This window comes from Paracoccus sp. (in: a-proteobacteria) (genome assembly GCF_030538495.1).
GTDB lineage: Bacteria > Pseudomonadota > Alphaproteobacteria > Rhodobacterales > Rhodobacteraceae > Paracoccus.
Genome location: NZ_JAUNTW010000010.1, coordinates 27,462 through 40,812, shown reverse-complemented (window position 1 = coordinate 40,812; position 13,351 = coordinate 27,462). Strand labels below are relative to the sequence as shown.

General features: G+C 61.9%; 11 protein-coding genes. 4 read left to right on the top strand and 7 right to left on the bottom strand.

Translation table 11 applies throughout. The annotated features are described in order from the left end of the window. Positions 1–205: 205 nt before the first annotated feature. Positions 206–931 carry a VPLPA-CTERM sorting domain-containing protein gene (locus Q4G20_RS10830; protein WP_303343462.1) on the top strand — a complete coding sequence of 242 codons (726 nt, stop codon included), beginning with the start codon at positions 206–208 and terminating at the stop codon, positions 929–931. Positions 932–1,057: 126 nt separating this feature from the next. On the opposite strand, the gene Q4G20_RS10825 is transcribed toward Q4G20_RS10830, so the two are convergent. Then, the gene (locus Q4G20_RS10825) at positions 1,058–2,143 is read right to left on the bottom strand and encodes a VPLPA-CTERM sorting domain-containing protein (RefSeq protein WP_303343461.1); all 1,086 of its coding nucleotides are present in this window, start codon (positions 2,141–2,143) and stop codon (positions 1,058–1,060) included. Between the two features lie 207 nt (positions 2,144–2,350). Between Q4G20_RS10825 and Q4G20_RS10820 the strand changes: the two genes are divergently transcribed. Continuing rightward, positions 2,351–3,226 carry a 3-hydroxybutyryl-CoA dehydrogenase gene (locus Q4G20_RS10820; protein WP_303343460.1) on the top strand — a complete coding sequence of 292 codons (876 nt, stop codon included), beginning with the start codon at positions 2,351–2,353 and terminating at the stop codon, positions 3,224–3,226. A gap of 48 nt (positions 3,227–3,274) precedes the next feature. Here Q4G20_RS10820 and Q4G20_RS10815 read toward each other — a convergent pair whose 3' ends face one another. From Q4G20_RS10815 to Q4G20_RS10800, 4 genes are all read right to left on the bottom strand, one after another. Further along, a complete protein-coding gene (locus Q4G20_RS10815) occupies positions 3,275–3,400 on the bottom strand; it encodes a hypothetical protein (RefSeq protein WP_303343459.1) in 126 nt (41 codons plus the stop codon). An 80-nt stretch (positions 3,401–3,480) separates the two neighbouring features. Further along, positions 3,481–3,879 carry a (deoxy)nucleoside triphosphate pyrophosphohydrolase gene (locus Q4G20_RS10810; protein WP_303343458.1) on the bottom strand — a complete coding sequence of 133 codons (399 nt, stop codon included), beginning with the start codon at positions 3,877–3,879 and terminating at the stop codon, positions 3,481–3,483. Next, on the bottom strand, positions 3,876–5,129 hold the full coding sequence (argJ, locus tag Q4G20_RS10805) for a bifunctional glutamate N-acetyltransferase/amino-acid acetyltransferase ArgJ (RefSeq protein ID WP_303343457.1): 1,254 nt from the start codon (positions 5,127–5,129) through the stop codon (positions 3,876–3,878). The genes Q4G20_RS10810 and argJ overlap by 4 nt, the downstream gene beginning before the upstream one ends. A gap of 1 nt (position 5,130) precedes the next feature. Beyond that, complete coding sequence (locus Q4G20_RS10800; RefSeq protein WP_303343456.1) at positions 5,131–5,967, bottom strand: peptidylprolyl isomerase; 837 nt, start codon at positions 5,965–5,967, stop codon at positions 5,131–5,133. Positions 5,968–6,169: 202 nt separating this feature from the next. On the opposite strand from Q4G20_RS10800, the gene secA reads away from it, so the two are divergent. After that, positions 6,170–8,872 (top strand): preprotein translocase subunit SecA, encoded by a 2,703-nt coding sequence (gene secA, locus Q4G20_RS10795; protein WP_303343455.1) that lies wholly within the window; start codon positions 6,170–6,172, stop codon positions 8,870–8,872. A 49-nt stretch (positions 8,873–8,921) separates the two neighbouring features. Here secA and Q4G20_RS10790 read toward each other — a convergent pair whose 3' ends face one another. Next, on the bottom strand, positions 8,922–9,536 hold the full coding sequence (locus Q4G20_RS10790) for a DUF1345 domain-containing protein (RefSeq protein ID WP_303343454.1): 615 nt from the start codon (positions 9,534–9,536) through the stop codon (positions 8,922–8,924). A gap of 18 nt (positions 9,537–9,554) precedes the next feature. Continuing rightward, a complete protein-coding gene (gene pheT, locus Q4G20_RS10785; RefSeq protein ID WP_303343453.1) occupies positions 9,555–11,942 on the bottom strand; it encodes a phenylalanine--tRNA ligase subunit beta in 2,388 nt (795 codons plus the stop codon). 140 nt (positions 11,943–12,082) lie between these two features. Here pheT and Q4G20_RS10780 point away from each other — a divergent pair, with 140 nt between their 5' ends. Continuing rightward, on the top strand, positions 12,083–13,297 hold the full coding sequence (locus Q4G20_RS10780; protein WP_303343452.1) for a hypothetical protein: 1,215 nt from the start codon (positions 12,083–12,085) through the stop codon (positions 13,295–13,297). The last annotated feature ends 54 nt before the right edge of the window (positions 13,298–13,351 follow it).

The window sequence follows — 13,351 nt, the reverse complement described above, 5'->3', positions numbered from 1 at the left end:
TGACGGCGACGTAACCCGAATACGACCGCCGCGCAATCAGCGCAAAAAGGGCTTTGTGACGCCCCGGCCCCCTGATAACAATTCCGCGTGAATGTTTTCTGTGAAAGGGTATTATATGCTTAAATTCGCCACATTAACCTTAACCGCCGCCCTGCTGTCATCCGCCGCATCCGCCGCCGTGGTCAAAGTGACCGCGACGGGGACCGTGACCCGCGGCCATGACCTGACCGGCATTTTTGGCGAGGCGGGACGTAATATAATCGGCGAAAGCGTGCGCGCGGAATGGATTATTGATTCTGCAACCTTCGAGAATTATCGCTATACGCCCCCGCAGGTTGATTCTTACGCGGGCGGAAAGCCGGTATTCAACGATGAGATTGCCCAAAGCTCGGCCGCTATTCCGACGCATGTTTGGGTGGGTGACGCTGAATTCAGCACCGTTGTAAATCTCGACAGGTGGTCGGTAAATCAGGATGTTTATTATGACGGTGGTTATTATTACCACCAATCCATGTATATACTTAGAAGTGCCGAGACATCATCTACTCCGACCTCGCGCCTTTTTTCCGGCAGCGGGCTTTACGTCTGGGCAAATACGATTTTCGACAATCCGTTTAGCCTGTGGGATCACGTTGACCTGACAGCCGTGCTGTATGCACGAAACAGCGACGGTTGGTTCGCAGATTATCATTATATCGGCGAAACACATGAGGTCGAAGAATATGATGAAGCTACCGGCGAATACCACACCCGCATGGATTGGACCACGCTGCAAACGCTGACCGATACGCAATTCCGTTATCGCGTCGAAACCCTGGCCGTCACCGTCCTGAACGACGCGCCCCAACCCGCCCCCGTTCCGCTGCCTGCCGGTGGGGCGTTGCTGCTGGCCGGGCTAGGGGCCTTTGCGGCGCTGCGTCGCCGGGCGTAAGGCGAAAGGCTGCGATTTCTGGGGGTTAACCCCTGACATCATCCGGCGGGGCGTGACAGCCCCGCCGGATCGCGCATAAAAAACGCCGCCCCGATGGGACGGCGTTTCGCGTTCGTCTCCCCCGGATCAGCGGCGGCGGCGCAGCGCAGCCATGCCGCCCAAGCCCGCGACCAACAGCCACCCCGCAGCCGGCAGCGGCACGGGTGCCGGGCTGAGCGCGCCGGATGCGGTAATGCTGTCCAGACCTTGCGCGACGCTGTTGCGGTCCACAAAGGTCGTCAGCATCACATCCCAATTGCCTGCGCGCTGCGCCGTGTAGGTGATCTGAAAGTCAAAGCTGCGCGTGGTCGAACGATCAAACGACCCCGTATGCGCCGCCGAAACCACAACATCCAGCCCGTCCAGATCGCCCGAAGGCAGCACCGACACGCTGCGATAGCTGGCAAAGGCGTCATCCAAAGCGCCACGGATCAGGTCGGTGATCGAACCGCCCGGATCGCCCGACAGAAAGGCCGCGCCGCCGGTCGCCCCCGTGATGTCGGTTGCCTGATTGTTAATGTTCAAATCATACGATCCCACAGCAAACACCGTAATATCGGCGTCGTTCAGATCGCTGATGGTCGTCGCCAGATTCGGCCCCGGATAACCGTCGGTGCTGACAGGATCATGTCCCGGCGCATCACCGAACCACACAGCAAATCTGCTGGCCCCGTCGCGCCAGCCCACAGCCGGGTCCGTCGCGACCTGTTGCAGCGCATACAGGTTCGATTCGGGCCAGTCGTGGCCACCCGACGGCGACCATTGCCCCAGACCGGTGCGCAGGGCGTCGGTGTCTTGGGTCACCGCCTGATTCAAGCGCCACGGAAAGTCAGTGGGATCACCCCATGACCCTTGCGGAAAATCTTTGTATTCGCCCACACCCCAAGCCACATCGCCAAAGTTCTGGGTGCCGGCGAAAATGTTGTCGGCGTAGGTGCGCACGGTGTTGATATAGCTGCCCATCGACCCGGTCGTGTCAGCCAGAAAGAACACATCGACCTTGCCCGTGGTCAGCGACCCGGCATCAACCGTCACCGTACGGTTGACCGTGACCGATTCCCCATAGCTGAGCGTAACGCGAAGATTCTCAGGCGACAGAGAATCAGCGGCGGCAGCTCCGCCGATCAGTGCCAGACCAGCCGCAAACGCGGCCGTTTTTACGTTTGTTTTCATAGCCGTCCTCATTAAAACATTCACAACCTTTTTGACCTATGGTCAACATGAAGACGCTAACACGGTAAAGCGCGGGGTGCATAGCTGAAACTTAACCAATGCTAACAACTGATGGATGTGCCGCGAAATCGACGCCGCCCGTATTCCGCATTGATCCCGCGCGCGGGCCGCTCTATCGTCGCGGCGACACCTGAACAGGGGACAGTGATGGCAATTCAATCGGTGGGCGTCATCGGCGCCGGGCAGATGGGCAACGGCATCGCGCATGTCTTTGCATTGGCGGGCTATGACGTGCTGATGACCGACATCAGCCAGGATGCGCTGAATAAGGCGGTCGCCCTGATCGACCGCAACATCGAACGTCAGGTCAGCCGCGGCAAAGTATCCGCCGAAGATAAGGCGGCCGCCATGGGCCGCATCAAAACCACGCTGAAGCTGGCCGATCTGGGCCAGACCGATCTGGTGATCGAAGCCGCGACCGAACGCGAAACCGTCAAACACGCCATTTTCGAAGATCTGGTTCCGCATCTGAAACCGAACACGATCCTGACATCCAACACGTCGTCGATTTCGATCACGCGACTGGCCAGCCGCACCGACCGCCCGGAAAAATTCATGGGGTTCCACTTCATGAACCCCGTGCCGGTGATGCAGCTGGTCGAACTGATCCGTGGCATTGCGACCGACGAAGACACCTATCAGCTGATGCTTCAGGTCGTTGAAAAGCTGGGCAAAACCGCCGCAAGCGCCGAGGATTTCCCCGCCTTTATCGTGAACCGTATCCTGATGCCGATGATCAATGAGGCGGTCTATACCCTCTACGAAGGCGTGGGGTCGGTCAAATCCATCGACAGCGCGATGAAGCTGGGGACCAATCACCCGATGGGGCCGCTGGAACTGGCCGATTTCATCGGGCTGGACACCTGTCTGGCGATTATGAACGTGCTGCATGACGGGCTGGCCGATACGAAATACCGCCCCTGCCCGTTGTTGACGAAATATGTCGAAGCGGGCTGGCTGGGCCGCAAAACCGGGCGCGGATTTTACGACTATCGCGGCGACGAACCCGTTCCGACGCGATAAAAAAAGGGGCCGAACGGCCCCTTTTTTCTGCATATGCGTGACCCGGCGTTACGACACCGGCCACCCGGTATAGGTTTTGTCCCCCACGCGAACGCAAATCTGCCCGTTCGCGGCTGTGGATTCCACAACACCCTGCACCAGAATATGCTTTGCGATTTGAATTGTGCGAATCATGCGCGCCTCCCTTTGGAACAAAGCTACACGCAAGGGTGGTATAGTGTCACTTCATTTCGCGTGATTATTGCATTTTTATGTCACAGCCACAATTGCAGCGCCGGGATCAGCGGAATATCGGCGGCGGGCATAGGGTAATTGCGCAAATCATTCGCGCGCACCCAGGCGAATTGCTGGCCTTCGCGCGGCTGAATGATCCCCTGCCATTTGCGGCAGGCAAACAGCGGCATCAGCAAATGAAAATCGTCATAGCTGTGGCTGGCGAAGGTCAGCGGCGCAAGGCAGGATTGCCAGGTTTCGATCCCCAGTTCTTCGTGCAATTCGCGGATCAGCGCGGCTTCGGGGGTTTCGCCGGGCTCAACCTTGCCGCCCGGAAATTCCCACAGGCCGGCCATGGATTTGCCGGGGGGGCGCTGCGCCAGCAACACCCGCCCGTCCGGGTCGATCAGCGCAACGGCAGAAACCAGAACCGTTTTCACGACCGATAATCCGCGTTGATGTCGATGTAACCATGCGTCAAATCGCAGGTCCACACGGTCCGCGCACCGTCGCCCAAGCCCAGATCCACACCGATGACCAGTTCCGCCCGCGTCATATAGTCGCTGGCGGCGGCTTCGTCATAACCCGGCGCGCGCCAGCCGTTTTCGGCCACGACCAGATCGCCAAAGCGGATCGTCAGCCGGTCGCGGTCCGCCTGCGCCCCCGATTTCCCCACGGCGGCGACGATGCGGCCCCAATTCGCGTCCTGCCCCGCAATCGCGGTTTTCACCAGCGGCGAATTGGCGATCGACATGGCCACGCGATGCGCGTCATCGGTCGAGGCCGCGCCGGTGACTTGGATTTCGACAAACTTCGTCGCGCCTTCGCCGTCGCGCACGACCAGTTGCGCCAATTCGCGCATCACGCCATGCAGCGCCGCGACAAATTCCGCGCCGGTGCCGCTGTCCAGCGTGGTGATCTCGGCGGCGTCGCTGCGCCCGGTCGCGGCCAGAATCAGCGCGTCCGATGTGGATGTGTCGCTGTCCACCGTGATCGCGTTGAAGGTGGCATCCAGCCCGCCGCTCAGCGCCTGTTGCAGCAGGGGCGCAGAAATCCGGGCATCGGTAAAGATATACACCAGCATCGTGGCCATATCGGGCGCAATCATGCCTGATCCCTTGGCAATGCCGGTGATGCGAATATCGCCGCCCTGCCCGGCGATCACGGCACTGGCCCCTTTGGGAAAGGTGTCGGTCGTCATGATCGCGCGCGCTGCCGCTGCGGCTCCGTTGGCGTCCAGCCCGGCGGCCAGATCGCCCACCACGGCAACAATCCGGTCATGCGGCAGCGGTTCGCCGATGACGCCGGTCGATGACGAAAACACCCGCGCGCGCGGCAGGTTCAGCGCATCGGCCACGGCCCCGGTAACGGCATCGACCGATTCCTGCCCCCGCGCGCCGGTAAAGGCGTTTGCGTTGCCCGAATTAACGATGATCGCGGCGCCTGCGTCATCATGCCCGCCTGCGGCCAGTTTTGCCTGATTGTCCAGCACACAGGCCGCGCGGGTCGAAGACCGCGTGAACGCGCCCGCAATGCTGGCCCCCGGAGCCACGCGGATCAGCGTCACATCGGTGCGGCCCTGATATTTCACGCCCGCCGCAGCACTGGCGAAATCCACGCCGTCAATGACCGGCAGATCGGGAAAGCTGGCCGGAGCCAGCGGCGAAACAGGAAGTCCAGCTTTGCCCATGTTATTCAGCCTCTAACAAAGTCAGGTTGTTCATCAATGCGGGGTTGATGCTGTCATCGCGGGTCACGTCCGCTTCGTGAACCAGACGTTCGATGTCGTCTTCCACCTTGGTGCGGCGGACCAGTTGCGCGATCTGGTCGCGGACATCGGCCAGCGGCGGGGCCTCTTGCATCCGGGTGTCGTTCAACTGGATGATGTGCCAGCCGAAATCGGTCTGCACCGGGTCGCTGATCTGCCCCGGCTGCATCGCCATCACCGCATCGGCAAAGGGCGTGACCATCTGATCGGCGGTGAACCAGCCCAGATCGCCCCGGTTCGGGCCGCTGGGTCCGGTGGAATACGCCTCGGCCAGTTCGCCAAAATCAGCGCCCGCGTCCAGTTCCGCGCGAACCTCGGCCGCTTTTTCCGGGCTGTCCACCAGAATATGCGCGGCGTTGTATTCGGTCGCGCCGCCCACATCGCCCATCAGCCGGTCATAGGTTTCGCGGATTTCATCATCCGACGGTTCCACATCGGCCAGACGGCTGACGGCGGCGGTCGCCAGCGTGTTGCGGCGCTGCAATTCCAGCTGCGCGCGCACGCCCGCATTTTCGACCCCGGCCGAGGCCACGGCGGTTTGCCGGATCAACTGATCCAGCATCATATCCCACAGCGCGGCGTCCGGCATACCGTCCACATTCGGATCGGCCAGCGACTGACGCATCACGATCATCTGGCCCAGCGTGATGTCCTGACCGTTGACGGTGGCGACCACGGTATCGGCGTCCTGCGCGCCCGCGACGCCCGGCAACAACAGCGGCGCGGCAAGGGCTGCGGCCAGAAATGATGATCTGAGCATGGAAAATCCTTTGCTTTTCGCTGCCCCACGGGGTCCGAACCGGGGGCGAACATTGACAGTCGGGCGGGCGGGGCCTACATCCGCAGGCAACTTTGTGGAAGGTGCCGCCGCTTTCGTTACGCCCGTGATACGGCAAGGCGCGGGGTGCGGGCAAGTGGCCCGGCGGGCCGCATCTTCCCACCCATGGGATTGTGAAGGTAACATGCTTGGCATCGGTAATCTGGCAAAGATGATTTTTGGCACCCCTAACGACCGCAAGGTCAAGGGGACGCGACCGCTGGTTGCACGCATCAACGCGCTTGAGGATCAGTTCAAATCGCTGTCCGATGACGGGCTGATCGAAAAAACCCGCGAATTGCAAAGCCGCGCCCAGAACGGGGAATCGCTGGATGCGCTGTTGCCCGAAGCCTTTGCCAACTGCCGCGAAGGCGCACGCCGCGCCCTGGGCCTGCGCGCGTTTGACGTGCAGTTGATGGGCGGGATTTTCCTGCATCAGGGCAATATCTCGGAAATGAAAACCGGCGAAGGGAAAACCCTTGTCGCGACCTTTCCGGCCTATCTGAACGCGCTGACCGGCAAGGGCGTGCATATCGTCACCGTCAACGATTATCTGGCCAAACGCGACGCCGAATGGATGAGCAAAGTGTTCGCCCAACTGGGCATGACCTGCGGCGTGGTCTATCCCTTTCAGGCCGAAGATGAAAAACGCACGGCCTACGCCGCCGATGTGACCTATGCCACGAATAACGAACTGGGCTTTGATTATCTGCGCGACAACATGAAGGGCAGCGTCGCCGAAATGGTGCAGCGCGGCCATAATTTTGCCATCGTGGACGAAGTGGACAGCATCCTGATCGACGAGGCGCGCACGCCTCTGATCATCAGCGGCCCGTCACAGGATCGTTCGGAATTGTATCTGGTGCTGGACAAATACATCCCGCAACTGGCCGATGATCATTTTAAACTGGATGAAAAGGCCCGCAACGCCACCTTTACCGAAGAAGGCAACGAATTTCTGGAACAGCTGTTGCAGGCCGATGGCGTGCTGCCAGAGGGTCAGACGCTCTATGACCCGGAATCGACGACCATCGTTCACCACGCCAATCAGGCGCTGCGGGCGCACAAACTGTTCCTGCGCGACCAACATTATATGGTCCGCGACGGCGAAGTCATGCTGATCGACGAATTCACCGGTCGCATGATGAAAGGCCGCCGCCTGTCCGACGGCCTGCACCAGGCGATCGAGGCGAAAGAAGGCGTCGCCATCCAGCCCGAAAACCAGACGCTGGCATCGGTGACGTTCCAGAACTATTTCCGGCTGTATAACAAGCTGTCGGGCATGACCGGCACCGCCGCGACCGAGGCCGAGGAATTCGCCGAAATCTACAAACTGGGCGTGGTCGAAGTGCCGACCAATCGCGGCATCGCGCGTCTGGACGAACACGACCGCGTGTATCGCACCGCAGACGAAAAATACGCCGCCGTGATCGAAGCCATCAAAGAGGCGAACGCCAAAGGTCAGCCGACCTTGGTTGGCACCACCAGCATTGAAAAATCCGAAATGCTGTCGGCCCTGCTGACCCGCGACGGCATCGCGCATAACGTCCTGAACGCCCGCCAGCACGAGGCCGAAGCCCAGATCGTGGCCGAGGCCGGCAAACGCGGCGCCGTCACCATTGCCACCAACATGGCCGGTCGCGGCACCGATATTCAGCTGGGCGGCAATGTCGAAATCAAGGTGATGGAGGCGCTGAAGGCCGACCCCGACGCCAACCCCGACGAATTGCGCGCACGCATCGAATCCGAACATGCGGGCGACAAACAGGCGGTTCTGGACGCGGGCGGTCTGTTCGTTCTGGGGACCGAACGCCACGAAAGCCGCCGCATCGACAACCAGTTGCGCGGCCGTTCGGGCCGTCAGGGCGATCCGGGCCGGTCGCTGTTCTTCCTGTCTCTGGACGATGACCTGATGCGGATTTTCGGGTCCGAACGTCTGGACAAGGTTCTGTCCACCCTCGGCATGAAAGAGGGTGAGGCGATTGTTCACCCGTGGGTCAACAAATCGCTGGAACGCGCGCAGGCCAAGGTCGAAGGCCGCAACTTTGACATTCGCAAGCAACTGCTGAAATTCGATGACGTGATGAACGATCAGCGCAAGGCCATCTTTGGCCAGCGTCGTGAAATCATGGACAGCACCGAATTGGGCGAAATCGCCGCCGATATGCGCCATCAGGTGATCGACGATCTGGTCGCCGATTTCATGCCCGAACGCAGCTATGCCGACCAATGGGACATTGACGGCCTGACGGAATCGGTGCGCGACAAGCTGAACATGGACCTGCCCATTGCCGAATGGGCCGCCGAAGAAGGCGTCGATCAGGACGCCATGCGCGAACGTCTGGTCACTGCGACCGATGCCTATATGGCGGACAAAATGCAGATCTTTGGCGAAGACACCATGCGCCAGATCGAAAAACAGGTGCTGTTGCAGATGATCGACCAGAAATGGCGCGAACATCTGATTACGCTGGAACATCTGCGGTCGGTCGTCGGTTTCCGCGGCTATGCGCAGCGTGACCCGCTGTCGGAATACAAAACCGAAGGGTTCCAGTTGTTTGAAACGCTGCTGGACAGCCTGCGGTTTGACGTGACGCAGCAACTGGCCCGCATCCGCCCGCTGACGGACGAAGAACGCGAACAGATGATGCGCCAGATGGCCCAGCAACAGGCCGATCTGCAAGCATCATCCCATCCCGAACACATCGAGGCCGAGGGCGGCGCCGCATCCGCCCACGCGCCGGGTTTTGATGAAAACGACCCCGCCACCTGGGGCAACCCGTCGCGCAACGACCCCTGCCCCTGCGGTTCGGGGAAAAAGTTCAAACATTGCCACGGGGCGATCTGATGAACGGGGCTTCGGCCCCGTTTTTCATGTGCGGGATCGGTGGGGCGGGCTAGACCACGCCCGCCAGCACATTCACCGACAGCCCCAGCAGCCCGATATTGAACGCAAACGCCACCAGCGAATGAACCGTCGCAAACCGACGCAGCGCCGCATCGCAGATCACCACATCCGGCGCCTGAAACGTCATCCCCACCGCCAGCGAGAAATAACAGAAATCGGAAAAGACCGGCGGCGCGTCATCGGGAAATTGCAACCCGCGCCGGTCGTCGCCGTGCCTCTGGTCATAATAAAAATGCGCGTAATGGATGGCGCAGATCAGATTGCCGAACAGCCATGCCAGAACCAGCGTGGCCACCACCATCACGACATTGCCGTCGCTGCTCTGCCGCAGAACCAGCCCCAGCGCAACCATCACCGCCCCCAAGGCCGCAACCGCCAGCGTCAGGGTCAGCGCCCGCCCGCTATCGTCGCGCGCCGCCGTGACCCGCAACCGCGCTGCATCCGCCCGGTGCCATAACGGCCACAGCGACAGAATGAACGCACAGGCCCCCGCATCGAACCCCAGAACAAAGGCCCGCGCCGGATCGGTCAGCAGCAGCGCCCCGCAGGTGACGGCCAAAAACACCGCCGCAAACAGCCAGATGCGCGGATGGGTCAGGGTCATGGCGAAACCGCGCCCATCTTAGCCGCGCAGCGTGCCGCCGGTCGCCTTTTGCACCTTGTCGATGATCTTCTGGCTAACGGCCTCGATCTCGGCGTCGGTCAGGGTTTTGTCGCGCGGTTGCAGGCGAGCGGTGATGCCGATGGATTTCTGGCCGCCGTCCAGCCCGGTGAATTGGTCAAACACCGTCACCTGCTGGATCAACGCCTTATCCGCACCGGCGGCGGCGTTGACCAGGGTCAGCGCCTCAACTGCCGGATCCACCACGAACGCGAAATCGCGTTCAACCGCCTGCAATTCCGACATATTCAGCGCCGGACGGGTGGGCGTTTTCACCTTGGGGAACGGAATCGCGGTCAGATAAATGGTGAACCCGACCGCAGGCCCCTTCACATCCATGTCGCGCAGAACCTTGGGGTGGATTTCGCCAAACGTCGCCAGTTTGTTCGGACCCAGCGCGACATTCCCCGCCCGGCCCGGATGCCACCATGCGTCCAGTTTTCGGTTGATCTGCGCCTTGGCGGGGGCGCCAAGGATGTTCAGGATCGCCTCGGCATCGGCTTTGGCGTCATACAGATCGACCTTGCGGCGGCTGCCGAACGGGTCGCGCGGGGCGATATGGCCGACCAGCAACCCGCTGATCTGCACCACCTGTTCGCCGGGTTCGCCGCCCGAAAAGACCGGCCCCAGTTCGAACAGCGCCAGATCGGCAAAGCCGCGCGCCTGATTGCGCGCCGCCGCCGCCAACAGACCGGGCAGCAAATCGGGGCGAAGATGGGTCATTTCGCTGCTGATCGGGTTTTCGACGCGCACCGCGTCCGATCCGCCGCCGAACAGCGCCGCCGCCCCCGCATCAATGAAACTGTAGGTCACACATTCGTTATAGCCCAGCGACGCCGCCATCCGCCGCGCCGCCTTTTCGCGCACCTGCAACGGGGTCAGCACCGGCTGCGGCACGCCCGCGCGCGGACGCGGCAGGGGTTTGCCCTGCAATTTGGTCAGGCTGGCAATGCGGGCGATTTCTTCGACCAGATCGGCCTGACCCAGCACATCGGGGCGCCATGACGGCACATGCGCCATGTCGCCCTCCATCCGAAAGCCCAGCGATTCCAACGTGCTGCGTTGAACATCGGCGGGAATGTCCAGCCCCACAAGGCTGGCCGTGCGCGCAGTGTCCAGACGATAGGCGCGGTCGGTTACCGGCACGACACCGGCGGTCACGATGTCCGACGGCTCGCCCCCGCACAGGTCCAGCACCATCTGCGTGGCCAGATCCAGCCCCTGTAACGTAAACTCCGGGTCGATCCCGCGTTCGAACCGATAGCGCGCGTCGGAATTCATCTTTAACGCGCGGCCGGTGGTGGCGGTGCTGATCGGGTCGAAATACGCGGCCTCGATGAATACGGATGTCGTGTCGTCCTGCGACCCGCTGCGCGCGCCGCCCATGATCCCCGCGATGCTGTCGGGGCCGTGATCGTCGCAGATCACCACAGCCCCCGCCGGCAGCGCATAGGTTTTGTCATCCAAAGCCGTCAGCGTTTCGCCATCCGCCGCACCGCGCAGGGTCAGATCGCCCGAAACCTTATCCGCATCAAAGACATGCAGCGGGCGGTTCAGGTCAAAGGTCATGTAATTCGTGATGTCCACCAGCGCATTGATCGGGCGCAGGCCAATCGCGCGCAGGCGTTTTTGCAGCCATTCGGGGCTGGGGCCGTTTTTCAGACCGCGCACCACGCGACCGGCGAAAAACGGCGCTTTTTCCGCAACATCCGGCGCAATCGTCACATTGATCGGACAGGGGAACGCCGCCGTCACATCCGCCCCCCGCAGCGGTTTCAGCACGCCCAAGCCCCGCGCCGCCAGATCGCGCGCAATCCCGCGCACGCCCAGCGCATCGGGACGGTTCGGCGTGATCTTGATATGGATCATCGGGTCGATTTTTTCGGGCTGATGTTCCGCCAGCCAGTCAACAAACCGCTGCCCCACATCGCCCGACGGCAATTCGATGATGCCGTTATGTTCGTCGGACAGTTCCAATTCGCGTTCCGACGCCATCATACCGTGGCTTTCGATGCCGCGGATTTTGCCGACGCCCAGCGTGGTATCAATGCCCGGCACATAATCGCCGGGTTTGCACAGAACCACGGTGATGCCCGCCCGCGCGTTCGGGGCGCCGCAAACGATCTGCTTTTCGCCTTCGTCCGTCATGACGCGGCAGACGCGCAGGCGGTCGGCGTCGGGATGCTGTTCGGCGTGGTCGACGCGCGCCAGCGTAAAGCCCGCCAGTTTCGCCGCCGGATCGGTCAGTTCCTCGACCTCGAGCCCCAGATCAGTCAGCGCATCCGCGATTTCATGGACGGTTGCGGTGGTATCCAGATGATCTTTCAACCAAGAGAGCGTGAATTTCATGTGCGCGGCCTTCCCGTGTGGCCCATCGGGGCCGTCTGTTTCCTGCCTTGAACCGCCCTGCGCGCGCGGGGTCAAGCGGTTTTGGGTGGTTTCGGGCGTCTGTGCGCCTATACTGCGCCGCGATTCAACAGGGGTTTACCATGTCGCACATATTCTGGGGGGCCACGACCCTTGGCCTGATCCTGTCGCTGCCTGCCTTTGCGGATGCGCCGACCTGTGCGGGCGAACCCGCCGCGTGGATTGGCGGCAATGCCGAGGCGTCCGACATCAGCACCAGCACGGATGCGATCGACGCGACCGTGACCGTGACCGATGCCGTCTATCTGCTGTTCCGCGTCAGCGCCGATCAGCGCGTCCGGTCCGAGGCTGTCCCGACCGATGACGGCGACACGATGTTAACCCTGATGACGGCCACGGGCGACGATCTGGCCTTTAACGACGACGCCCCAGGCACGCTGGCATCGCGGATTGATGAGTCACTGCCCGCCGGAGATTACTGCCTGCGGGTGGAAGGCTATGGCGATCACGGCTTTGACGCGACGGTGCGCGTGGGCCGCCCGGATCATCCCGAATTGATCGAACGCGATGACACCCAGATCCACCCCTGTTCATCGAACGACCCGGCCATCAACCTGACCGACGCGGTTCTGGACGCGGTGCTGGCCGATGGTCCGGTGACGCATGAACTGGATGGCAGCCGCGCGCAGTATTACCGGTTCCGGCTGGACACCGACACGCCGCTGACCCTGCGCGCGACCAGCGACGATCTGGACCCGCATATGACGGTGTTTGACGATTACGGCGATGAAATCGCGTCGAATGACGATGCCGATGGTCTGAACGCGCGGCTGGATTTTCCCGATGCGCTGTGGTCGGGGGAATACTGCATCGGCGTGGCGGCGGTGACGCCGGGCGCGGGGGCGATCACCCTGTCGGCCGAAACGCTGGACATGGACGCGTATCGCAGCGACGCGTTCCGCCGGGGCAACACCGCGCCCGAAGCCGGTGCCTATCCGATGCAGGAACTGGACCTGACCGAGGCCCGCGAAACCGTTGTGCTGCATGACGGCACGGCGCAGTGGTTTACCTTTACGCTGGACCGGCCCACGGTGCTGATCGTCAAAACGCTGGGTTCCGCGGTGGGGATCGACACCGGGCTGGCGCTGTTTGACGACAACGGCTACATGCTGACCGAAAACGATGATTATGACGGCACAAACGCCCAGATCGGGCCGATTGTGCTGAACCCCGCAACCTATCGCATGGCGCTGACGGATGTTGAGGCCAATGGCCAGCCCACGGGACGCACCCGCCCGGTGGGGCTGGCCTTTGACCGCTGGCTGCGCGCAGAATAAGGTTGCGCCACGCACGCCCCGCACGCATAAATCGCCAAGAATACGACGCCCAGA

Coding starts and splice junctions, on each gene's coding strand:
- Q4G20_RS10815 (WP_303343459.1), bottom strand. CDS start 3,400: ATGATTCGCACAATTCAAATCGCAAAGCATATTCTGGTGCAGGGTGTT.
- argJ (WP_303343457.1), bottom strand. CDS start 5,129: ATGGGCAAAGCTGGACTTCCTGTTTCGCCGCTGGCTCCGGCCAGCTTT.
- Q4G20_RS10820 (WP_303343460.1), top strand. CDS start 2,351: ATGGCAATTCAATCGGTGGGCGTCATCGGCGCCGGGCAGATGGGCAAC.
- Q4G20_RS10780 (WP_303343452.1), top strand. CDS start 12,083: ATGTCGCACATATTCTGGGGGGCCACGACCCTTGGCCTGATCCTGTCG.
- Q4G20_RS10800 (WP_303343456.1), bottom strand. CDS start 5,967: ATGCTCAGATCATCATTTCTGGCCGCAGCCCTTGCCGCGCCGCTGTTG.
- Q4G20_RS10790 (WP_303343454.1), bottom strand. CDS start 9,536: ATGACCCTGACCCATCCGCGCATCTGGCTGTTTGCGGCGGTGTTTTTG.
- pheT (WP_303343453.1), bottom strand. CDS start 11,942: ATGAAATTCACGCTCTCTTGGTTGAAAGATCATCTGGATACCACCGCA.
- secA (WP_303343455.1), top strand. CDS start 6,170: ATGCTTGGCATCGGTAATCTGGCAAAGATGATTTTTGGCACCCCTAAC.
- Q4G20_RS10825 (WP_303343461.1), bottom strand. CDS start 2,143: ATGAAAACAAACGTAAAAACGGCCGCGTTTGCGGCTGGTCTGGCACTG.